General features: G+C 74.0%; 24 protein-coding genes. 7 read left to right on the plus strand and 17 right to left on the minus strand.

Features of this window, described 5'->3' with window-relative positions:
* Positions 1 to 41 precede the first annotated feature (41 nt).
* Complete coding sequence (locus tag DER29_RS21500; protein ID WP_121400097.1) at positions 42 to 764, plus strand: hypothetical protein; 723 nt, start codon at positions 42 to 44, stop codon at positions 762 to 764.
* Here the strand turns inward: DER29_RS21500 and DER29_RS21505 are convergent.
* From DER29_RS21505 to DER29_RS21555, 11 genes are all read right to left on the minus strand, one after another.
* Positions 646 to 1,626, minus strand: a complete 981-nt coding sequence (locus tag DER29_RS21505; RefSeq protein WP_121399501.1) for a GlxA family transcriptional regulator — start codon at positions 1,624 to 1,626, stop codon at positions 646 to 648. The two genes, DER29_RS21500 and DER29_RS21505, sit on opposite strands and share 119 nt — an antisense overlap.
* A gap of 4 nt (positions 1,627 to 1,630) precedes the next feature.
* Positions 1,631 to 2,239 carry an isochorismatase family protein gene (locus DER29_RS21510; protein ID WP_121399502.1) on the minus strand — a complete coding sequence of 203 codons (609 nt, stop codon included), beginning with the start codon at positions 2,237 to 2,239 and terminating at the stop codon, positions 1,631 to 1,633.
* A 143-nt stretch (positions 2,240 to 2,382) separates the two neighbouring features.
* Positions 2,383 to 3,141 carry a 1-acyl-sn-glycerol-3-phosphate acyltransferase gene (locus tag DER29_RS21515; protein WP_121399503.1) on the minus strand — a complete coding sequence of 253 codons (759 nt, stop codon included), beginning with the start codon at positions 3,139 to 3,141 and terminating at the stop codon, positions 2,383 to 2,385.
* Between the two features lie 162 nt (positions 3,142 to 3,303).
* Positions 3,304 to 5,364, minus strand: a complete 2,061-nt coding sequence (locus DER29_RS21520; protein WP_121399504.1) for a glycogen debranching N-terminal domain-containing protein — start codon at positions 5,362 to 5,364, stop codon at positions 3,304 to 3,306.
* Positions 5,364 to 5,741, minus strand: a complete 378-nt coding sequence (locus DER29_RS21525) for an SCP2 sterol-binding domain-containing protein (protein ID WP_121399505.1) — start codon at positions 5,739 to 5,741, stop codon at positions 5,364 to 5,366. The genes DER29_RS21520 and DER29_RS21525 overlap by 1 nt, the downstream gene beginning before the upstream one ends.
* A gap of 132 nt (positions 5,742 to 5,873) precedes the next feature.
* Positions 5,874 to 6,476 (minus strand): hypothetical protein, encoded by a 603-nt coding sequence (locus DER29_RS21530; protein ID WP_121400098.1) that lies wholly within the window; start codon positions 6,474 to 6,476, stop codon positions 5,874 to 5,876.
* A gap of 222 nt (positions 6,477 to 6,698) precedes the next feature.
* Positions 6,699 to 7,115, minus strand: a complete 417-nt coding sequence (locus DER29_RS21535; RefSeq protein ID WP_121399506.1) for a CBS domain-containing protein — start codon at positions 7,113 to 7,115, stop codon at positions 6,699 to 6,701.
* 77 nt (positions 7,116 to 7,192) lie between these two features.
* Complete coding sequence (locus DER29_RS21540) at positions 7,193 to 7,633, minus strand: PPOX class F420-dependent oxidoreductase (RefSeq protein ID WP_121399507.1); 441 nt, start codon at positions 7,631 to 7,633, stop codon at positions 7,193 to 7,195.
* A 157-nt stretch (positions 7,634 to 7,790) separates the two neighbouring features.
* A complete protein-coding gene (locus DER29_RS21545) occupies positions 7,791 to 8,816 on the minus strand; it encodes an aspartate-semialdehyde dehydrogenase (RefSeq protein ID WP_121399508.1) in 1,026 nt (341 codons plus the stop codon).
* A gap of 259 nt (positions 8,817 to 9,075) precedes the next feature.
* Entirely contained in the window at positions 9,076 to 10,422 is a 1,347-nt protein-coding gene (locus DER29_RS21550) for a pitrilysin family protein (protein WP_121399509.1), read from the minus strand.
* Positions 10,422 to 11,714, minus strand: a complete 1,293-nt coding sequence (locus tag DER29_RS21555) for a pitrilysin family protein (RefSeq protein WP_121399510.1) — start codon at positions 11,712 to 11,714, stop codon at positions 10,422 to 10,424. Before DER29_RS21555 ends, DER29_RS21550 begins: the two co-directional genes overlap by 1 nt.
* Before the next feature lie 89 nt (positions 11,715 to 11,803).
* Here DER29_RS21555 and DER29_RS21560 point away from each other — a divergent pair, with 89 nt between their 5' ends.
* Positions 11,804 to 12,544 carry a phosphodiesterase gene (locus DER29_RS21560; protein WP_121399511.1) on the plus strand — a complete coding sequence of 247 codons (741 nt, stop codon included), beginning with the start codon at positions 11,804 to 11,806 and terminating at the stop codon, positions 12,542 to 12,544.
* Here DER29_RS21560 and DER29_RS21565 read toward each other — a convergent pair.
* Complete coding sequence (locus DER29_RS21565) at positions 12,511 to 12,726, minus strand: hypothetical protein (protein WP_121400099.1); 216 nt, start codon at positions 12,724 to 12,726, stop codon at positions 12,511 to 12,513. The two genes, DER29_RS21560 and DER29_RS21565, sit on opposite strands and share 34 nt — an antisense overlap.
* A 92-nt stretch (positions 12,727 to 12,818) precedes the next feature.
* A complete protein-coding gene (locus DER29_RS21570) occupies positions 12,819 to 13,973 on the minus strand; it encodes an alkaline phosphatase PhoX (protein WP_121399512.1) in 1,155 nt (384 codons plus the stop codon).
* A gap of 304 nt (positions 13,974 to 14,277) precedes the next feature.
* Between DER29_RS21570 and DER29_RS21575 the strand changes: the two genes are divergently transcribed.
* The 3 genes from DER29_RS21575 to DER29_RS21590 all read left to right on the plus strand — a co-directional run bounded on the left by DER29_RS21575 (position 14,278) and on the right by DER29_RS21590 (position 16,640).
* Positions 14,278 to 15,375: a 3-deoxy-7-phosphoheptulonate synthase gene (locus tag DER29_RS21575; RefSeq protein ID WP_121399513.1), complete on the plus strand. Its 1,098-nt coding sequence runs from the start codon at positions 14,278 to 14,280 to the stop codon at positions 15,373 to 15,375.
* A gap of 674 nt (positions 15,376 to 16,049) precedes the next feature.
* Positions 16,050 to 16,298 carry a hypothetical protein gene (locus DER29_RS21585; RefSeq protein WP_199729530.1) on the plus strand — a complete coding sequence of 83 codons (249 nt, stop codon included), beginning with the start codon at positions 16,050 to 16,052 and terminating at the stop codon, positions 16,296 to 16,298.
* 132 nt (positions 16,299 to 16,430) lie between these two features.
* Positions 16,431 to 16,640, plus strand: coding sequence for a hypothetical protein (locus DER29_RS21590; protein ID WP_121399515.1), 210 nt, complete (start codon positions 16,431 to 16,433; stop codon positions 16,638 to 16,640).
* Between the two features lie 192 nt (positions 16,641 to 16,832).
* On the opposite strand, the gene DER29_RS21595 is transcribed toward DER29_RS21590, so the two are convergent.
* Genes DER29_RS21595 through DER29_RS21605 form a run of 3 tightly spaced genes read right to left on the minus strand, consistent with a single transcriptional unit; the run spans position 16,833 to position 18,052 of the window.
* A complete protein-coding gene (locus DER29_RS21595; RefSeq protein WP_121399516.1) occupies positions 16,833 to 17,369 on the minus strand; it encodes a DUF1360 domain-containing protein in 537 nt (178 codons plus the stop codon).
* A 36-nt stretch (positions 17,370 to 17,405) separates the two neighbouring features.
* A complete protein-coding gene (locus DER29_RS21600; protein WP_121399517.1) occupies positions 17,406 to 17,726 on the minus strand; it encodes a hypothetical protein in 321 nt (106 codons plus the stop codon).
* Complete coding sequence (locus DER29_RS21605; protein ID WP_121400100.1) at positions 17,726 to 18,052, minus strand: DUF6158 family protein; 327 nt, start codon at positions 18,050 to 18,052, stop codon at positions 17,726 to 17,728. Before DER29_RS21605 ends, DER29_RS21600 begins: the two co-directional genes overlap by 1 nt.
* A 122-nt stretch (positions 18,053 to 18,174) precedes the next feature.
* Between DER29_RS21605 and DER29_RS21610 the strand changes: the two genes are divergently transcribed.
* Both DER29_RS21610 and DER29_RS21615 read left to right on the plus strand, forming a co-directional pair.
* The gene (locus tag DER29_RS21610) at positions 18,175 to 18,609 is read left to right on the plus strand and encodes a hypothetical protein (protein WP_121399518.1); all 435 of its coding nucleotides are present in this window, start codon (positions 18,175 to 18,177) and stop codon (positions 18,607 to 18,609) included.
* A 26-nt stretch (positions 18,610 to 18,635) separates the two neighbouring features.
* On the plus strand, positions 18,636 to 18,965 hold the full coding sequence (locus DER29_RS21615) for a DUF3817 domain-containing protein (protein WP_121399519.1): 330 nt from the start codon (positions 18,636 to 18,638) through the stop codon (positions 18,963 to 18,965).
* Positions 18,966 to 18,971: 6 nt separating this feature from the next.
* On the opposite strand, the gene DER29_RS21620 is transcribed toward DER29_RS21615, so the two are convergent.
* Positions 18,972 to 19,496 (minus strand): DUF6232 family protein, encoded by a 525-nt coding sequence (locus DER29_RS21620; RefSeq protein ID WP_121399520.1) that lies wholly within the window; start codon positions 19,494 to 19,496, stop codon positions 18,972 to 18,974.
* Between the last annotated feature and the right edge of the window lie 457 nt (positions 19,497 to 19,953).

Here is a 19,953-nt window from a genome sequence, read left to right on the forward strand (position 1 = left end):
ACGCTCGTAGCGAGATGCCGTCGGCACCGGAGGTCATGACGATGCACGATGACGCGTCCCCCTTCTTCATCGCCCCGCACCGCTTCGACGCGGACGACGAGGTGGCCCCGGCGCTGGACCGGCGGCACGAGCTGGTCGTCGAAGCCGGTGAGCGGGTGCTCGCCCGGCACCGGCTGCACGCGTCGGGGCACCTGCTCGGCCCGACGGAGGCATGGCGGCGGTGGACGCTGCCCGAGCCGGTGGCGGTGACCGTCACCGACCGGCGGATCGCGTACGTCGGCGGCGGGCCGCAGCTCGCCCTGGTCGACGGGGCCGTTGACGGCGCGCGGCACCGCCGGGGCGTCCGGCTGCCGGGTCTGGTCAGCGGTCAGATCCGCTGGCAGTGGCCGTCCCGCCTGGAGCTGCTGGCGGGGCCCGCTGCGCACGCCCGCCTGCTGGTGGTCTGCGACGCGCTGCGCACCATCCAGCAGCCGGCCCTCGGCCTCACCGGCCCCGCCGGGGAGGTCGTCGAGCTGACCCGCCGGGTGCGCCGGGCGGTGGCCGGGTTCCGGCTGGCCCACCCCGAGCTGGTGGACCTGTCGCCGCCCGAGCGGGACGTGCTGGCGGTGCGGGCCGGGGCCGGGCCGGGCGCCGGCGAGGCCCGGATCACCCTGCCCGGGTCGCTGCCGGTCGAGTTCCACTCCCGGGACGACTACTACCGGCCGGGACGCCTCGACCGTGGGTGGCACGGGCCCGCAGCCGGCGCAGCATCCGGGCATCGGTGAAGCCGACCGTACGGGCGGCCCCCTCCACGGTGGCGCCGTGCCCGATGAGGTGCTCGGCGCGTTCCACCCGCAGCAGCTGCTGGTAGCCGAGCGGGGTCAGCCCGGTGGCCTGCCGGAACAGCCGGGTCAGCGTCCGCTCGGCCACCCCGCCGACGGAGGCGAGGTCGGCCAGCGGCAACGGCTCGGCGAACCGACGGTCGATCAGGTCCTGCACCCGGTGCACGGCGTCGGAGAGGTGCGACCGGTGCCGCAGCATGGCGCCGGCCTGCGGCTCATGCCCGTTGCGCCGGGAGTGCAGGACGAGGGTGCGGGCGATCCGCGCCGCCACCGCCGGCCCGTGCCGGGTGGCCACCAGGTGCAGCGCCACGTCCATGCCGCTGGCGATGCCGGCGGAGGTGACCACCCGCTCGTCGACCACGTAGAGCACGTCGCGGACCACCCGCGCCGCCGGGAACCGGCGGGCCAGTTCGTCCTGCACGTCGTGGTGGGTGGTGCAGCGGCGGCCGTCGAGCAGGCCGGCCCGGCCGAGGGCGTACGCGCCGGCGCAGACGCTGGCGACGGTGCCGCCGCCGGCGTGGTGGTCGGCCAGCCGCCGCAGGTCGCCCGGCCCGACGGGCCCCTGCGGCCCGTGTGCGCGCAGCCGCCATCCGGGTACGACCACCAGGTCGTCGCGGGTCAGCTCGGGCCACCGGAGCCCGGCCACCAGCGGTACGCCCTGCACGGTCGGCACGACCTCCCGGTCGGCGACGTAGTGCAGCCGGTAGTCGTACCCGAGGTCGGCGGCGGCGGAGAACACCTGGGCCGGGCCGGCGAGGTCCAGCAGGTGCAGCTGCGGGACGAGCAGGAAGACGACCCGGGGCATCGGCTCAGGCCCGCGCGCCGGCCGGAACCGCGCCGGTCACCTCGGCCACGGTGCGGATGGTGGCGAAGCGGCCGGCGAGGGCGTACTCGGTGCGGGCGGTCATCTCCTCGCTCGACAGGGTGCGCGGGTCGGCGAGGATCTCCTCCTGCGTGGCCGTGGCCGGCAGGTCCCGGTGCGGGGTCGGGAAGGTCACCGTCGCGTCCGTCACGAAGGTCACCTCGTAGCCGAGGTCGCAGCCGACCCGGGCGGTGGTCTCGACGCACTGTTCGGTGCGGATGCCGCAGACCGTGATCTCGCCGACGCCCGCCGTCATCAGCAGCTGCTGGAGGTTGGTGGTGGTGAAGGCGTTGTGCGACGTCTTCACCAGCGTGGGTTCCCCCGCCGCGGGCGACAGCCCCTCGATCAGGCGGACGTGCCCGTTGGCCGGGTCGAAGACCCCGCCGGTGCCCGGCTCGGCGTGCAGGACCCAGACGACCAGGTCGCCGCTCCCCCGGGCGGCGGCGACGAGCCGGCCCACCTGCCCGACGATGTCGGGGTTGGAGGCGTACGCCCAGCTGGGGCGGCGGCGGAAGGACTCCTGGACGTCGATGACGACGAGTGCTGATCTGCTCATGGGTTGAATCCTCGCCGGGTACGCGCCGGCGCGGCAGGCACCATCACGCCCCGCTGCGGAACGATCCGGCCACCCCGGCGACCGCCGACCGACCCGCCGACCGGGAACCTCCGTCGGGCGTCGGGTCGATCGGGAGACGCTTCTCAGGCGTCGGGGTCGACCGCGGCGGCCCGGCGGCGGACCTCCAGGTCGGCGGCCTCCTCCAGCGTGGGCGCGGTGCCGCCCAGGTGCGCCGGGAGCCACCAGGTGTCGTCGGGGCCGGCGGGGGCGTCGGGGTACTCCCGCTGGGCCCGGTCGACCAGCGCGGTGAGCCGCTCCTTCAGGTCGACGGTCATCGCGTTGGCGTCCGGGTAGGCCGCCGGGTCCATCGGCTCGCCGACCAGGATCGTGATCGGGGTGTGCCGGCGGGTCAGGGTGCGCGGTCGGCCCTTGGTCCAGAGCCGCTGGGTGCCCCAGATTGCGACCGGCAGCACCGGCACACCTGCCTCGGACGCCATCCGGGTCGTCCCGCTCTTGAGTGACTTGACCGTGAACGACCGGCTGATCGTCGCCTCCGGGAAGACGCCGACCACCTCACCGCGCCTCAGCGCGCTGACCGCCGTCGCGTACGACCCGGCGCCCGCCCGCCGGTCCACCGGGATGTGCCGCATGCCCCGCATCAGCGGGCCGGACACCTTGTGCGTGAAGACGGACTTCTTGGCCATGAACCGCACCAGCCGCTTCGCGGGGTTCGCGCCCAGCCCGCAGAAGATGAAGTCGAGGTAGCTGACGTGGTTGCTGGCCAGCACCGCCCCGCCCGTACGCGGCACGTGGTGGGCGCCCTCGATGGTGATCTTCAGGTCCAGGACCCGGAACATCGTCTTGGCGGCGGCGATCACGGGCGGGTACACGAGTTCCGGCATGGCGCGAACTTACCCTGCCCGGCTGAACCCCATGCCGACCCGCCGGGCCGCCGCGCCCGGCCCGCTCCCGCCCGCCCGTGCGGGCTGGCCCCCGGTCGCGGGTGGCCGGCGGCGCCCGGTCCGCCCGGTCGCCGCCGGCCTCCCGCGGGAGCCGGGCCCGCGCTAGTCGGTGAGCCGGTGCATGTCGAGGCGGCCCCGGGCGAACGCGTCGACACGGCCCCACCGGCCCGGGATGTCCAGCACCTCGATCCGCCCCATCCCGATCGGCAGCCGGGGCTCCACCGCGAGGTGCCCCTCGTGCGGCTCCAGGCCGAGCATGGTCCGCAGCAGCAGCAGCGGCGTGCCGGTCGACCAGGCCTGCGGGCTGCACGCGGTCGGGTACTCCACCGGGAACTTGGTCAGCTCGCGGGGGTAGCCCCCGAACGCCTCCGGCAGCCGGCCCTCGAAGTAGGTGGCCGCGTCGAGGATGCCGTTGGCGATGACCGCCGCCTCCTCGGCGAAGCCGTACCGGCGCAGGCCCCAGGCGATGAAGGAGTTGTCGAACGGCCAGATCGTGCCGTTGTGGTAGCCGATCGGGTTGTAGCGGACCTCGCCCTCGGCCAGCGTCCGCACCCCCCAGCCGGTGAAGAGCCGGGGACCGACCAGGTGCTCGGCGATCTTCTCGGCCCGGTCGTGGTCGACGATGCCGCTCCAGAGCAGATGACCGATGTTGGAGCTCAGCACGTCGCACTGGCGGCCGTCCGGGTCCAGGGCCAGGGCGTAGTACTGGCCGTCCTCCACCCAGAAGTCCCGGTTGAACCGCTCCTTCAGCGCCGCCGCCTCCCGCTCCAGCCGGTCGGCGAAGTCCGGGTCGCCCCAGAACTCGCGCGCCAGGCGGGCGGCCCGCAGCTTCGCGTCGTACGCGTACCCCTGCACCTCGCAGGTGGCCCGGGGGAACGGCGGCAGCTTGCCGTCCCGGTAGGAGATGGAGTCCCAGGAGTCCTTCCAGCACTGGTTCTCCAGGCCGGTGTCGGTGTTGCGCCGCTCGTACCAGATGTAGCCGCTGCCGACCAGGTCGGCGTAGTCGTCGATCCACTTCAACGCGGCCCGGCACTCCCGCTCCAGCTCCATGACCAGCTCGACGTCCCCGCTCCACTTCTCGTACTCGTCGAGCAGCACCAGGAACAGCGGGGTCGCGTCCACCGACCCGTAGTACGGCGAGTGCGGCTGTTCCTCGAAGGCGGCGGTCTCGCCGTACCGCATCTCGTGCAGGATCCGGCCCGGGTCCTCGTCGCGGAAGTCGTCGAACCGGGTGCCCTGGAGCGAGGCCAGGATCCGCAGCGTGGTCTTCGACAGGTCCGGCGTGAACGGCAGCGTCTGCAGACAGGTCAGGATGCTGTCCCGCCCGAACATGGTCATGAACCAGGGCAGGCCGGCGGCCGGCAACGACGCCCCGCCGAGGGAGAGCGGCGAGAAGCGCAGCGCGGCCAGGTCGATCAGGCTGCGCCGGTACGTCGAGGCGACCCGGTCGTGCTGGCTGTTGACCTTGGGAGCCCTGGCGATCCACTCCTCGAGGTCGTGCTGGAGGGCGAGCCGCTCGGTGGTGTGCGCCCGCAGGCCCATCCGCAGGTCCCGCCCGCCCGGCGAGAGCGCCATGGTCTTGACGTCGATCTCGGACTCCCACCGCTCGTTGGGCTGCAGGTGGATGGAGTAGGCGAAGCCCTTGCGGTCGTACCGCGGCGCCGGGGACGCGGAGATCAACGTCTCCCGGATGAAGTTGCCCCGCCGGTAGCCCAGGCGCAGCCGGTCCGACTCGACCTCCGTGTAGATCTCGCCCTTCTTGTTGAGAATCTCGTCCTTGACCTGGAAAAGGTCGGCGAAGTCGGACGCCGCCTCCATCCTGATCTCCAGGTCGACCGGCTTCTCGTCGTGGTTGAGGATGGTGAGCGTCTCCCGGAAGCTGCCCCCCACCGCCCGCTCCCGGATGATCGACAGCTTGGCGTCGATGTAGTGCGTCGCCATCCCCGGCACCAGGAAGAAGCGGGCCTCGTAGTACTGGAGGTCGTCGTACGACAGGGGGGTGAGCCGGTCGCCGTTCACCGTCAGCACCCACGTCGACAGGTACCGCGTGTCCAGGGAGAAGAACCCCGTCGGCTCGCTCGGTGTCGCCTCGATGTCACCGGTGTCCTCCGACACCACGAAGGTGCTGCCGTCCAGGATCCGGATCGTGTTGCTCTGCGCCATCACCGCACCTCCTGATGGGCCTCGAAGTGCCGGCGTGGTCCACGGGCGTCCGGATGGCCGGGGAAGAGCCGCTCCATCTGCACCACCAGTCGGAGGTCCCCGCTCACCGTCATGTCCCCCCGCAGCAGCGCCGCCACCCCGTGCTCGCGGCCGGCGGCGAGTTCCTCGAAGAGCTCGGGGCTGGTCCCGACGACCGTGTCGGCCTCCTGGTCCTCCCGGCTCACCTGGAGCCGGCCGTGGTCGATCCGCAGCAGCCAGTGCGTCGTGTGCGCCCCCTCGTGCAGGTCCAGGCGCAGGGTCCCGGAGGACTTCGCCAGCAGGGGGTCGTACCCCCGCCGGTCGAGGTCCTCGAAGAACCTCGTCGTCGCGTCCACCATCGGGTCCTCTCCTCCCCCCGTCGGTCAATGTCCCGAGCAGGGGGTCCCCGTCCGGTGCCGGGCCAACCTCGCCCGGATGGGGTGAGTCGCGCGTCGCGACGGTGCGCTCGCTCCCCGTCCGGGGCGCATCGGCTAGATCACCAGAGTGTCGTAGCGGCCCTTCCACCGGCGGACGTGGCCGCGCCACCCGGCGAGCAGCGCGATGACGGTCCAGCCGACGCCCCCGAGGAGCAGTGCCGCCAGCATGCCGCCGGAGTCGACCCGGTCGGCGGCCTCGAGGTCGACCACCCCGTCCGGATCGGTGAGCACGGCGAGCCTGTCGCCGACCCGGTGGCCGGGGTTGCTGCCCTGGTGGACCAGCGGCTCGTCGAGGCGCCCGTCGGCGCCCTGCAACGTGAACTCGTGCCGCTTGCCGACGACCTGCACGTCGACGATGGTCACCTCCTGGCGGACGCCGCGCGCCTCCAGCACCGCCTCCGGGGCGAGCTGCACCGATCCCACGAGGACGAACAGGGCCGGAACCACCGCGAGGAAGGCCAGCCACGCCGCCCGGTGCAGCAGACGTACGGCGAACACGAAGACCAGGCAGAGGAGCAGGCCGGTGATGATCGGGACGACCGTCGCGCCCACCGCCACGTACGCGACGGCGGTGTTCAGCGCGATCACGACCAGACCGAGCAGCACCACCAGCATCGTCGTCGTGATCGACCTGCCGGCCGACCAGGCTCCCGCCATGGGTCCGGAACCGGTGGGCGGCGCCGTGGCCGGCGCCGTCATCGTTGATCGGTGCTGGGGCGGCCATCCGTTCGGCTGGCTCCGGCCTGGTGTGGGGGGCTCTGCGGACACGGCAGGATCATAGAACTGGCGGTCCATCACCCCGGGGCGACGACGCCACGCCCGCGGTGAAGACGCGACGCCGGCTCCCGCCTCGGGGAGCCGGCGCGCCGCGGCGGACGGTCAGTTGTTCGGTTCGTCGGCGCTGATGTCGGCGAGCACCGACTGTGGTTCCCGCTCCACGGCGAGGTCACCCATCGAGACCAGGCCGACCAGCCGCCCGTCGTCGATGACCGGCAACCGGCGTACGGCGTACGTCCGCATCAGGTCGGCGGCCGCGACCGCGTCGTCGTGCTGGCTGACCGTGATCACGTCCTTGCTGGTGATCCGGTTGAGCGGGGTCGAGTTCGGGTCCATGTTCTCGGCCACGCCCCGGACCGTGATGTCCCGGTCCGTCACGATGCCGATGACGTCGTCGCCGTCGGTCACCACCACGTCGCCGATGGCGCTGTCGCGCATCTCCTGCGCCGCGGCGGTCAGCGTGTCGTTGCCGTCCATCGTCACCAACCGGGTCGTCATGAACTCTCCGACCGTTGTCATGGTGCTCCCCTCTCGGTGTCGGCACCGCCGTCTACCCGCCGACCGGACGGGGTAACGCGAGCGACCCCGGCCCGGGGTCAGGCGCGCGGCGGGAGGCCGTAGAGGCGCTCGACGCGCAGCCGGAGCACGAGGCGTCCCTCGGCGACCATCGCCCGTCGGTAGTCGGCCCAGTCCGGATGCTCACCCTGGATCGCCCGGTAGAGGTCGACCAGCTCCGTCACGGTCGCGTCGTCCGGGTCGGCGGCCACCGGCGTCAGCTCGGCGCGCCCCTCCGCGACCGCGTACGCCCAGCCGTCGTCGCTGCCGACGTGGAAGGAGGCGCGCGGGTCCCGGCGCAGGTTGGCGGTCTTGGCCCGGCCGTCGGTCACCGAGACGCGGATCAGGGCCGACGTGCTGTCGAAGGCGTAGATGACGGTGGAGAGCTGCGGGCGCCCGTCCCGCTTGAGCGTGGCCAGCACCCCCAGCCGGTGGCCGGCGATCAGCTCCGTCAACGCCCGCTGGGTCTCGTCGTCCGCCACGGCAACCTCCCGCTCGACCGGTCACGGCGTACCCATCGAACCACGGCGGACGCCCCGCCCGCGCCCGCGTGCCTGTCGAACGCCGACGCGGCGGGCCACACCGGAGGACGTGGCGGGCCCCCGCCGAATCCGGCGGGGGCCCGGGGAGGCGCGTCGGTCAGCGGCGCTCGGCGGCGACCAGCTCGGCGAGCTGCACCGCGTTGAGCGCGGCGCCCTTGCGCAGGTTGTCGTTGGAGCAGAACAGGGCGAGGCCGTGCTCGACGGTCTCGTCGGCGCGGATCCGCCCGACGTAGGTGGGGTCCTGACCGGCGGCCTGCAACGGGGTCGGCACGTCGGCGAGCGCCACGCCGGGGGCCCCGTCGAGCAGCTCACGGGCCCGCTGCGGGCTGATCGGGCGGGCGAAGCGGGCGTTGATCTGGAGCGAGTGGCCGGTGAACACGGGCACCCGCACGCAGGTGCCGGAGACGCGCAGCCCGGGGATCTCCAGGATGCGGCGGCTCTCGTTGCGCAGCTTCTGCTCCTCGTCGGTCTCGAAGCTGCCGTCGTCGACGATCGAGCCGGCGAGCGGGAGCACGTTGAACGCGATCGGCCGGGCGAACGAGCGGGGGGCCGGGAACTCCACGGCCGCGCCGTCGAAGGCGAGGCCGGCGGCGTGCTCTGCGACCTTGCGGACCTGCTCGTCGAGTTCGGCGACGCCGGCCAGGCCGGCGCCGGAGACCGCCTGGTACGTCGAGACGACCAGGCTGACCAGCTCCGCCTCGGCGTGCAGCGGACGCAGCACGGGCATCGCGGCCATCGTCGTGCAGTTCGGGTTGGCGATGATCCCCTTGGGGCGTACGGCGGCGGCGTGCGGGTTGACCTCGGCGACGACCAGCGGCACCTCCGGGTCCATGCGGAACGCCGAGGAGTTGTCGATGACGACGGCACCGGCGGCGGCGACCCGGGGCGCGAGCTCCTTCGCGGTGCCCTTGCCGGCGGAGAAGAGCACGATGTCGAGCCCGGAGTAGTCGGCGGTGGCCGCGTCCTCCACGGTCACCTCGCCGTCCCGGCAGGGCAGGGTGCGCCCGGCCGACCGCGCCGAGGCGAACAACCGCACCTGCTCCGCCGGGAACTCCCGCTCCGCCAGCACCTGCCGCATCACGCCACCGACCTGGCCGGTGGCCCCCACAATGCCGATCCTCATGCCCGCGAGGCTACCCAGCCCGGCGACCCGACAGGGAACGCTTTCCCACCCACCGGGGCCGCCGGCGCTCCCGCCCGGCGGTGGCCGTGGTCACCCCGGGCCTCGACCGGGACGGAACGACACCGCCGGAGGGGCCGGTGGGACGGGAGGATCGTCAGCCGGCGGGGCGGCCCGCCGAAGCATCCACGCCGGCCGCCCCGCACGGGCCACCCGCACCGGCCGGGGGCGGCGCGACCGATGTCACATCGCCCCGGGCCGGTCAGGAGGCGTGCTCGACCAGCTCGCCCAGGCCGGTGGCGACGAGTTCGTCGCGGATCACCGCGGCGTCGCCCTCCACGACGAGGGTGAGCTCCTCCGGGCGCAGGTGCGTGGCGGCCGCCGCGGAGACCTCCGCCACGTCGGCGGCGAGCAGCGACTCGCGCAACCGGGCGTGGTAGTCGTCCGGCAGGTCGTGCACGACCAGGGTGGTCAGCGCGGAGGCGATCGCCCGGGGGCTCTGCAACTCGACCGAGAGCTGCCCGGCCCGCCAGGAGCGCGCGACCGCCAGCTCCTCCTCGGTCACCCCGGTCTCCCGGGTACGGGTGATCTCGCCGACCGCCTCGACGACGGCCGGCGCGGTGACCGCCGTCTGCACGCTGGAGCTGACCCCGAAGCGGCCGAAGCGGCGGGACGAGGCGAAGTCGCCCCGGATGCCGTACGTGTAGCCGCGCACCTCGCGGATCAGGTGGTTGAGCCGGGAGGTGAACGCCCCGCCGAGCACCGTGCCGGCGAGCGTCATCGGCACGTGGTCGGGGTGGGAGCGGTGCGGCGACGAGTGGCCCAGCCGCAGCGTGGACTGCACCGAGCCGGGCCGGTCCACCAGGATGATCCGCCGGCCGGGGCGGGTCGGCACCTCGATCGGGCCGCCCCGGTCGACCGGCCCGCCGCCGGTGCCGGCGAACGCCGCCGCGCCGAGCGCGTCCAGGTCCAGCCGGTCCAGGTCGCCGGCGACGACCAGCGTGCCGGGGCGGATGAACCACTCGGAGTGGAAGACAGTGACGTCCTCGACGTCCAGCGCCGCCACCGACTCCGGGTCGCCGTAGAGGGGGCGGCCCCAGCGGTTCCCGGCGCCGAACAGGTCCGCGCGCAGCGCCGCGTCGGCCCGCGGGCCGGGGTTGGCCCAGTCCATCCGCAGCGCGGTCGCCTCGTCGTCGCGGACCCGCCGGACGTCGTCCGGGTCCAGCTTCGGGGTGCGCACCGCCTCGGCGAGCAGCTCCACGGCGGCGTTCAGCCGCTCCACCGGCACCTGCACGCTGACTTGGAAGGAGTCCCAGTCCAGTCCGATCACCAGCTCGGTGCCGAGCCCTTCGATCGCCAGCGCGTACGCCGTCGCGTCGCGCTGCGCGGTCCCCTCCTCCAGGGCCTTGGCGAGCACCGCGCCGAGCCCCTCCTTGCCGGTCGGCTCGCGGCCGGCACCCGCGTCGAGCAGCAGCAGGGCCACGGCCAGGTTCTGCCCGGGCAGGTGCGCGGCGACCACCTGACCACCCGCCACGGTGCGGCGGACCACCTGCGGGAACCGGTACGGGCGGGCGGCGCCGGGCCCGGGACGGTCGGCGATCAGCGTCATCAGGGCTTCTCCTCGGGCAGGTAGGTCAGGGTCACCCGGTCGTCGGCGGCGAGCACCTCGGCGGCGGCCTCGGCGATCTGCTCGGCGGTCACCGCGAGCCAGGCCGGCAGCCGCTCCGCGGCCTTCGCCGGGTCGCCGAACTGGGTGGCGTAGCGCCCGAGCGTGTCCGCCCGGCCGTCCACCGTGGCCATCTGCCGCCACCACGAGGTGCTCAGCAGGGACTTGGCCCGGTCCAGCTCGGTGGTGGTGACCGGGACGGTGGCCAACTCGTCGACCACCTCGGCCAGCCCGGCGCCGAGTCGTTCGGCGCTCACCCCGGGGCGGGCCGTGGCGGTGGCGATCAGCGGCGCGGGGGCGTGCGCCAGGTCCACGCCGTAGGCCCCGACCAGGTCGGGCTGGGCGATCCGCTCGCCGTCGGCGAGGCGCTGGTAGAGGCGGCTGCCCCGGCCGCTGCCCAGCACGGTGGCGAGCACCGTCATCACGTCGTAGCCGGGGCTGCCGAAGGGGTGGGTGCGGTGCGCGACGTAGACGCGCGGCGCCGGCACCTCGGCGGTGACCGTCTCCACGGCGGGTCGACCGGTGGCCGGGACGGTCCGGCCGTCCGGCGCGGGCGGGATCTCCGCGCGGGGCGGGATCGCGCCGAAGTACTTGTCGGCCAGCGCGAACACCTCGGCGGCCGAGGCGTCGCCCACGACGGTGAGCACGGCGTTGTTCGGCGCGTAGTACGTCCGGTGGAACGCCTGGAAGGTGCCCAGATCGGCGGCGTTCAGGTCGGCCATCGACCCGATCGTGGCGTGGTGGTAGGGGTGCCCGGGCGGGTAGAGCAGCGGCAGCAGCCGCAGCCAGGCGTCGCCGTAGGGCACGTTGTCGTAGCGCTGGCGCCGCTCGTTCTTGACCACGTCCCGCTGGTTGTCCAGCGTCTCCTGGGTCAGCGCGGGGACCAGGCCGCCCATCCGGTCCGCCTCCAGCCACAGCGCCAGTTCCAGGTGCTCGGCGGGGACGGTCTCGAAGTAGTTGGTGCGGTCCGGGTTGGTGGTGGCGTTGAGCGAGCCGCCCGCGCCCTGCACCAGCTTCATGTGCTCGGTCTTCGCCACGTTGACCGAGCCCTCGAACATCAGGTGCTCGAAGAGGTGCGCGAAACCGGTCTGCCCCTCGGGCTCGTGCCGGGAGCCGACGTCGTACCAGAGGTTCACGGCGACCGCGGGTGCGGTGCGGTCCTCACTCACCACCACGCGCAGGCCGTTGTCCAGTCGGGTGGTCTCGATGGGCCAGGGGTAACCGCTGTCGGGCATGGCACGACGCTATCCGATCAGGTGCGCGGGAAGGGGACGCGCCGCACGCGGCGAGGCATCGACCGCCGGCGGCCGGGTACCGGGGGAGGATGCCGCCTGCCGCCACCGTGACCGATCGGGCCGCCGTCGCGGTCGACCGCGCGACCGCCGCCCTGACCCGGCTGCGCCGGGCCCGCCTCCTGCACCCCGCGGGCCGCTCGTTCGCGGGCGAGGTCGTCGTCTGGGGTACGCCGGGACCGCCGACCGGGGTGCCGCTGCTGGACAGCCCGGGTCGTTTCCGGGCGACCGTCCGGCTCTCCAAGGGCGTGCCCACGCCGGGCAGCTGGCCGGACGTGCTGGGGCTGGCCGTGCGGCTGCACCGCGACGGTGGCCGGCCGTTCGACCTGCTGGTCAGCTCCAGCGGGGCCGCGCCGCTGCTGCGGAACCTGCCGCTGCCCCGGCGGCGCTTCACGGGGACGTACAGCACGATCATGCCGTTGCGCGCGGGCCGGCGGCGGCTCTTCCTGGCCGCGCTGGCCGACCCGGAGTCGCCCGACCTGGGTCGCAGCCTGGCCGAGGTGGCCGCCGCGGCCCGGTCGGACGCGCCGCGCCTGGTGCTCGCGGTCGCGTCCGCCGTCGGGCCGTGGCGGCCGTTCGGCCAGGTCGGCCTCGGTGCCCAGCTCAGCGCCCGGGAGGACGCCGCGCTGGCCTTCGACCCGATCGGCAACCTGCCGCCGGGGCTGCGGGCGGTCGGCCCGATCGCCTGGCTGCGGGAGCACACCTACCGGGGCTCGCGACGGGCCCGGGGTGCCGTGGCTCAGTCGGGGGGCTCGATGGGGGTCACCGTCTGATCGGAGGTGCGTCGTTCCAGCACGGTGTCGGGGGCGGCGTTGCGGTCCTCCTCCCGGATGTCGGACTCGGCGAGGATCGCTTCCGCCTGGGCCTGGGGGTCGTCGCTGCCGACCGCCGCCTCCTCGGGCAGCAGGTGCGCGCGGGACTCCACCCGTTCCTGGTCGCTCTGCTCGTGACTCATGACCGCCCACATACCCCGCCGCCGCCTCCGGCACGCCGCATGATCGCCGATCGACCCGGCGGGGCGGGCGGGCGCGGGCGGAGGCGGGCCGCTCAGGCGCGGAACGGTCCGCGCACCTCGTAGGTGATGCCGCCCGAGGACGAGCCGGACGTGCCACGCTGCGACGAGAAGTAGAAGCGGCTGCCGTCGGGCGAGAACGCCGGCCCGCAGATCTCCGACGAGGACTGGCCGGTGATCCGCAGGAACGGGGCGACCACCCCCGCCGGCGTGATCACGTTGATCTCCATGTTGCCGCCGTCCTCGGCGACGTAGAGGTCACCCGAACGGGCCCCGGTGATGTTGTCCACCCCGGTCAGCGGTGCCGTCCCGGAGACCAGCGAGTCGTCGTACGCCAGGTCGATGCGCTGGTTGACCGCGTCGTAGGCCCAGACCCGGTTGTCGCCCTTGGTGGTGAACCAGCAGGTGCCGCCGGCGTACCAGCAGCCCTCGCCGCCGTTGAACCTCTTCGCCCCGGCGACCTGGTCGCGGGTGAGTGTGGGCGAGCCGTCCGGGTCGGGCACCCGCGCCCAGCTCACCGGGCCGCTGGTGCCGGTGCCCGCGACCAGCACCTCCAGGGTGCCGGCGGATAGGTCGCCCCAGGTGGTCGGCCGGAACCGGTAGAAGCAGCCGCTGGTCTCGTCCTCGGTGAGGTAGACGACCCGGCGGTCCGGGTCGCAGGCGGCGGCCTCGTGGTTGAAGCGGCCCATCGCGGCGCGCCGCACGCCGGCCCGGCCGCCCTCGGGGTACGTCTCGTAGACGTACCCCCGACTGACCTCCTCGCCGGAGAGCCAGGTCCCCCACGGGGTCGCGCCGCCCGCGCAGTTGCGGTTGGTGTTCGACAGGATGCGGTACGCCGAGACGACGCTGCCGTCGGCGGCGAAGCGCACCGCGGACGCCCCACCGGTGCTGAGGATCTCGGAGTTCGAGACGTAGATCCAGCCGGTGCCGGCGACGAAGCAGGCGCCGCCGTCGGGCGCGTCGTGCCAGGTGTACGACGTGCCGGGCACCGCCTGCCGGGATCGGGCGACCACCCGGCTGGTGAAGCCGGCGGGCAGTTGGATGCCGTTGGCGTCGGCCGCGCCGAGCGGCCCGTACGGGCTGGCACCCGGCTGAGCAGGGGCGGCCTGGGCGGCGCCGGCCCAGAGACTGCCGGCGAAGGCGGCGGCGCCGCCGACGACGGTGGCACGCAGGACGGTACGACGGTCCATCGGGAACCTCCGGAGGAGCAGCGATCGGTGTCGATGAAACTACCGTCGCAGGCATCGACGAAGGTGAACGCGAAGCGAGTCCTTCCCGACGACCGGGTGGACCTTCCCCCACGGTCGGGTACGCTGGGCCGCGTGACGCGTTCGTATCGATGGTTTAGGCAGCCGGCTCGCAAGCCGGTGACTTCACCATGATCTGACGTCACCACATTCGAGCCGGCCGGGCAGGAACTCTCGTTCCTGCCTTTTTGCGTACGAGCAGCCGGCTCGACCCGGGCACCGGCCCCGGGGCACGGTCGGCGGAAGGATTCCCACCGTGACGACCCCGGAGACCGATCGGGTCAGCGATCAGCGGATCGACCGTGTCGTGCCGCTGACCACCCCGGCCCTGCTGCACCACGAGCTGCCCCTCGACGACACGCTCGCCTCGGCCGTGCTGGCCGGGCGACGCGCGGTCGGCCGGGTGCTGGACGGCGCCGACGACCGCCTGCTGGTGGTGGTCGGCCCGTGCTCGGTGCACGACCCGGCCGCCGCCCTTGAGTACGCCCACCTGCTGCGCGACGCCGCCGCCCGGGTGGCCGACGACCTGCTGGTGGTGATGCGGGTCTACTTCGAGAAGCCGCGCTCGACGGTGGGCTGGAAGGGCCTGATCAACGACCCCGGGCTGGACGGTTCCGGCGACGTCAACGCCGGCCTGCGTACCGCCCGCGCGCTCCTGCTCGACGTGCTCCGCCTGGGGCTCCCCGTCGGCTGCGAGTTCCTCGACCCGATCACCCCGCAGTACATCGCCGACACGGTGGCGTGGGGCGCGATCGGCGCGCGGACGGTGGAGAGCCAGGTGCACCGGCAGCTCGCCTCCGGCCTGTCGATGCCGATCGGCATGAAGAACCGCCCGGACGGCAGCATCGGCACCGCCGTGGACGCCATCCGGGCCGCCGGCGTACCGCACGTCTTCCCCGGCATCGACGTCTCCGGCACGCCGGCGATCCTGCACACCCGGGGCAACGCGGACGGGCACCTGGTGCTGCGCGGCGGCGGCGGACGGCCGAACTACGACGCCGACTCGGTGGCCGGCGCCCTGGAACTGCTGCGGGCGGCGGGCCTGCCCGAGCGCGTGGTCATCGACGCGAGCCACGCCAACAGCGGCAAGGACCACCGCAACCAGCCGAGGGTGGCGGCCGACGTGGCCGCCCAGCTCGACGCCGGCCAGCGCGGCATCGTCGGGATCATGCTGGAGAGCTTCCTGCTCGCCGGCCGCCAGGACCTCGACCCGACCCGCGAGCTGACGTACGGCCAGTCGGTCACCGACGCCTGCATCGGCTGGGACACCACCGAGGAGGTCCTCAGCCACCTGGCCGCCGCCGTCCGCACCCGCCGCCGCACCCCCGCCCCCACCCCCGCCTGACCCCCGCCCCCACCTCTCCCCACCCCGCCCCGCCCGCCCGCCCGCCCGCCCCCGGTGATCATGAGGTTAGCGGCGAAGCCGATCTTCATCACTGCCGCCAACCTCATGATCGCCGGGAGGCCGGCGGGGCGGGAGGCGGGCGGGTGGGGAGGGCTGGGGGCGGAAGGCCGGCGGGAGGCGGAGGCTTGGCGGGGAGGGTGCGGGAGGGCGGGGCGGGAGGTGGAGACGGACAGTGCCGCCCCCGGGCCCTGGGGCTCGGGGGCGGCACCGGTGTCGGTGTGCAGGTCGCCTCTCGGCGAGTGGCACGACGCGGCTCCAGCCGGACGGTATTCCGCGAAGGCAATTAGGTGAGGCCCGGGGACACTGGACACACCGACACCTGACTCAACCGGCGACCCGCCACCGGTGTTCCGGCCCCCGTCATGACCGCCGTCACAGCCCCGTGGCGACTCCGCGTCGGCCGAGCACGGCGCGGGCGCCGTCGGCCTGGCGCGGGGCACCCTCGGCACGGCGCGGGGCACCCTCGGCACGGCGCTGGCACCGCGGGAACCGCCGGCACGCGGGAGCATCAGCACAGCGCGGGCACCGTCGGCATGGCGCGGGCACCATCGGCGCGGTGGGGCGGACCCGTGGAAGGCGAGGCGGTGACGTTTGACCGGTTCGGACGCGGGTAGCTGACCGTCGTGACCGACGACGCACCCGTGACGGACGCGCCCGTGACCGAGGAGCCGGACATCCGACGCCTCGACGACCTCCTTGAGGATCTCTACCACGGCCAGGAGCGGATCAGTCAGGCGGACATCTACCGCCGGGCCGTCGCCGCCGAGCTTCCCGCGCAGCTTCTCACCCGCATGGCCGCCCTGCCCGAGGGCGAGTACGCCGTGGACGAGGTGGCCGACCTGCTCGGCGGTTCGGTCACCTGACGCCCGGCGGCCCGGGACCGGCACGGCCCTGACGGGGCCGTGGCGACCCGCCGTGGGGCGATACCGCCCACCCGTCCCCCGGGGGCGGACGGCCTCTCGCACCGGAGGCCGACGAGCAGTGAGGAGAGCGAGATGTCCCACCACGAGGAAGAGCACGAGAAGCTGCCGGCGCTCGGTCAGCCCCCCGAGGGCCGGGACACGCTGCCGGAGCCCGACTTCGCCAACGAGCACGACCGCACCGCGGTCGACCGGGACATCATCACCGGGGCGGACGCCGACGAGCGCGAGCCGGAGGCCTCCCGTGGCTGGGCCGGCGAGGACCACGGCACGACCCCGACCTGACGCGGCGGCGACGACCACGGCGCACGCCGACCCGGCGCCCCGGCAGGGCCACGACAGCATCGCGGGCCGCCGGGCGGAGCGGAGACAACCGGGGCGACGGGCACAACAGGCACGACGAAGCACAGCCACGACGATGGACAGGCAGCGACGAAGGGGGCCGGCTCAAGCGCCGGCCCTCTTCGTCGTACGTGCTCAGTCCTCGTCGTGGTCGCCACCCTCGGCGGCCTGCTGCGCCACCGCGTACGCCATCTGGAGGAAGTCCGAGGCGGCCACGACGGTCAGCGCGGTCGCCACCAGGCGGGTCAGCCGGGGGGCGAGCACCAGCCCGCCGGTGAACCCGGTGGCGACCCAGACGGCGAGGCAGAACGGGCAGCTCAGCAGCTCCCCGATCGCGTGCCGGGTGGAGCTGCCCTGGTCGCGGACCTGCTCCATCACCTCGCCGCTGCCGATCGGCTTGTCGTAGCGGGTGAACGGCGCCCGCAAGGGGCTCGTCACCGCGTCCTTCGTCAGCAGCCGGCTCAGCTTGTGGGTGGCGATGCTCAGCAGCACCACGTCGGCCGGGGCGGGACGCTCGGGCACCGGGCGGCCGGTCGCCCGGACCAGACCGGCGATGCCGGCGGTCACCCCGGCGTAGGTGCCCATCGCCGCCAGGTAGCCGCCCAGCGGCCGGTGCTCGTGCGGCGCGTACGCCTGGCGCAGCCGCGCCACCTTCTCCTTCAGGGCGGTCACCCGGTCTCCTCGGTCTTCTCGGTGGTGCTGGCCGGCTCAGCCGGCCTGCAGGTTGTCGGCCACCTCGCGGGCGAGGCTGTCCAGGGCCTCGTCGGCCAGCCGCCCGGCGTCCGGACCGCCGGTGAGGTCGAGCCGCGTCCGGGCGCCGCCCGCCTGGGCGGGCTCCACCCGGATCTCGGCCGACCACTCCCCGGCGGCGCTCCACCGGGCCCGCAGTTCCTCCGCGCTGACCTCGTCCGCCGGGCTGCCGTCGGCCCGCAGCGGCTCGGGCAGCCACGCCGACGCCCGGGCGGGGTCGGTGGCGGTGTTGAACACCACCTCCGGCGGCGCGGACATCCCGCGCTCGGCGGACGCCATCACGCGTCCCGCAGCCGGTTCGGGTCGACCTCGCGGCCGGGGTGCCGGGCGAGGTACTCGGTCTCCAGCTCGGCGGTGCGCCGCAGGTGGTTGGCGAGCGCGGAGTCCGCCGCGTGGCGCAGGGTGTCCAGGCGGGTGCGGTGCAGGCTGTGCATCTCCCGGATCAGGTCCTCGTCGGCCAGTTCGGCGGGGTCGACGCCGAGCAGCTCGCCGTCGGGCGGGTCCGCCTCGCCGGAGGCCCTGTCGTGGACATGGTCGCCGTCCCACTCGGGCATCCGCTGCTCCGGGCTGCCGAAGTCGTCCTGCCGTACCGATCCCGTCATGATCGACCCCCTGCTCTGGTTTGGGCTCGCGTCTAGACGGATGCCCACACCGGAAGGCACCAAACCATCCCCGCGCCTACGACGCCGCGTCGGAGACCCCGGCGGCCCCCGGTACTCTCGATGCCATGAAACGGCTCTGGACCCCGGCGTGGATCGCACGCCACGTGGCCATGGTCGTGCTCGTCACCGGTTTCCTGGGGCTGGGCTGGTGGCAGGTCAGCCGGGCCGCCGCCGGCAACGCGATCAGCTGGGGCTACGCGGTGGAGTGGCCGATCTTCGCGGGCTTCGTGGTCTTCGTCTGGTGGCGTGAGGTCCGGCACGCGCTGCGTGGGCCGGCGGCGGCCGCCGCGCCCGAGGAGGCGTCGACTGCCGCCGGGACGCGACCTGCCGAGGCCCCACAGGCCGCCGCGACGCGCCCGGTCGTACGCCGACCCGTGCGGGTAGCCCGCGTGTCCGCGGCTGCCGACGGCGGCGACGACGGCGACCTGGCCGCCTACAACCACTACCTGCAATGGCTGAACGACAACCCGGGCGCCAAGCCCGGTGACTACCCCGGCTGAGGCCGGGCGCGAAAGGACGGACGACGGTGGGCGCAGCCCTGACCCGGTACCGAGTCATCGCCTGGATCGTCGGCGTGGCGCTGATCCTGCTGGTCGTGATCGGCATGCCGATGAAGTACGGCTTCGACGACCCGATCCTGGTGGAGACCGTGGGCCAGGCGCACGGTTTCCTCTACATGCTCTACCTGCTGGCCGCCTTCGACCTGTCCCGCCGGGCCGGCTGGCCGCTGAAGCGGATGGTCCTGGTGATGCTGGCCGGCACGGTGCCGTTCGTCTCCTTCTACGCGGAGCGCCGGGTCAGCTCCTGGGTGACGGCGGAGCAGTCCGGGCGCACCCCGGAGCCGGTCGCCGGCTGACCCCGGCTACCGGGTGGGCCGCCACGGGTCGACCGAGGCGAGCGGGTCCTCCCAGCCGCCGTACCGGTTCATCTCCCGGGCCCGGCGCAGGGCCCGGGAGACCTGGCCGAACTGCCGCTCGTCGTCGCTGCTGAACAGCAGCACCCGTTCGCCCCGGCGCCGGCCCCACAACTCGTACGCGGGCGGTCGCCACCGGTCCCCCGCCAGCGCGACCAGCACCGGCAGCAGGAACACCAGGCCCAGGACGAGGTACGCCCCCGCGGTGAGCCGTTGCAGCCCGCCGGTGAAGCCGAGCAGCAGGCCGACGCCGCCGATCATGGCGCCGGTGACCAGGACGGCCCGTACCGCGACGCGGTCGTGCGGGCCGCGGCCGGTCTGCAGGTGGGTCAGCTCCGTGACCTGCCAGCTGTTGCGGCCGACGGTGAACCGGTCGACCGTCACGATGATCCCGGGTCGGGCGTAGAGGAGGGTGTTCTTCCGCGCGGTCGTCCGCGATGACCGCGTCTGTCGGGTGGCGCCTTGAGGGTTCACGGTTCTACCTCCCGCGGCTGGTTGCCGGGTCGGTTCCCGTCGACGGTCCCGCATCGTGCCGGTCGACGGGATTCCCGGCTGCGCGCTTCATTGTGTGGCGCACGTGCCAGCCCGGACGGCGATTTCGGTTCGCGTCCGAGAGCTGCGATCGCGCGGCCCGCCGGTTCCGACCGCCATGTCGGTCTTGTCGGTCATAACGGCTCAGGTTGCGGCGGCATGCGTCGACAACGACGAACGGCGCGGATCGCCCGATCGCTGACAATAGCCGCCGCCTACCGCGGCGGGCCGGACGAGTCGGTCACGCACCGCGCCCCTCGTGATCAACAATTTCCGTCACTCGGCCAACATTCGACCCTGCTTCAACTGCGCATCACTCCTGCCCCGGGTTAGGTTGTCCGGGCCGGCCCGGTCGATCGCCGTCCACCCGGACAGCACCGGCCCGGTGTCGCCGAGGGCG

It is taken from the genome of Micromonospora sp. M71_S20 (assembly GCF_003664255.1).
Classification (GTDB): Bacteria; Actinomycetota; Actinomycetes; order Mycobacteriales; family Micromonosporaceae; genus Micromonospora.

Coding starts and splice junctions, on each gene's coding strand:
- DER29_RS21500 (WP_121400097.1), top strand. CDS start 42: ATGCACGATGACGCGTCCCCCTTCTTCATCGCCCCGCACCGCTTCGAC.
- DER29_RS21505 (WP_121399501.1), bottom strand. CDS start 1,626: ATGCCCCGGGTCGTCTTCCTGCTCGTCCCGCAGCTGCACCTGCTGGAC.
- DER29_RS21510 (WP_121399502.1), bottom strand. CDS start 2,239: ATGAGCAGATCAGCACTCGTCGTCATCGACGTCCAGGAGTCCTTCCGC.
- DER29_RS21515 (WP_121399503.1), bottom strand. CDS start 3,141: ATGCCGGAACTCGTGTACCCGCCCGTGATCGCCGCCGCCAAGACGATG.
- DER29_RS21520 (WP_121399504.1), bottom strand. CDS start 5,364: ATGGCGCAGAGCAACACGATCCGGATCCTGGACGGCAGCACCTTCGTG.
- DER29_RS21525 (WP_121399505.1), bottom strand. CDS start 5,741: ATGGTGGACGCGACGACGAGGTTCTTCGAGGACCTCGACCGGCGGGGG.
- DER29_RS21530 (WP_121400098.1), bottom strand. CDS start 6,476: ATGGCGGGAGCCTGGTCGGCCGGCAGGTCGATCACGACGACGATGCTG.
- DER29_RS21535 (WP_121399506.1), bottom strand. CDS start 7,115: ATGACAACGGTCGGAGAGTTCATGACGACCCGGTTGGTGACGATGGAC.
- DER29_RS21545 (WP_121399508.1), bottom strand. CDS start 8,816: ATGAGGATCGGCATTGTGGGGGCCACCGGCCAGGTCGGTGGCGTGATG.
- DER29_RS21550 (WP_121399509.1), bottom strand. CDS start 10,422: ATGACGCTGATCGCCGACCGTCCCGGGCCCGGCGCCGCCCGCCCGTAC.
- DER29_RS21555 (WP_121399510.1), bottom strand. CDS start 11,714: ATGCCCGACAGCGGTTACCCCTGGCCCATCGAGACCACCCGACTGGAC.
- DER29_RS21560 (WP_121399511.1), top strand. CDS start 11,804: ATGCCGCCTGCCGCCACCGTGACCGATCGGGCCGCCGTCGCGGTCGAC.
- DER29_RS21565 (WP_121400099.1), bottom strand. CDS start 12,726: ATGAGTCACGAGCAGAGCGACCAGGAACGGGTGGAGTCCCGCGCGCAC.
- DER29_RS21570 (WP_121399512.1), bottom strand. CDS start 13,973: ATGGACCGTCGTACCGTCCTGCGTGCCACCGTCGTCGGCGGCGCCGCC.
- DER29_RS21590 (WP_121399515.1), top strand. CDS start 16,431: ATGTCCCACCACGAGGAAGAGCACGAGAAGCTGCCGGCGCTCGGTCAG.
- DER29_RS21600 (WP_121399517.1), bottom strand. CDS start 17,726: ATGGCGTCCGCCGAGCGCGGGATGTCCGCGCCGCCGGAGGTGGTGTTC.
- DER29_RS21610 (WP_121399518.1), top strand. CDS start 18,175: ATGAAACGGCTCTGGACCCCGGCGTGGATCGCACGCCACGTGGCCATG.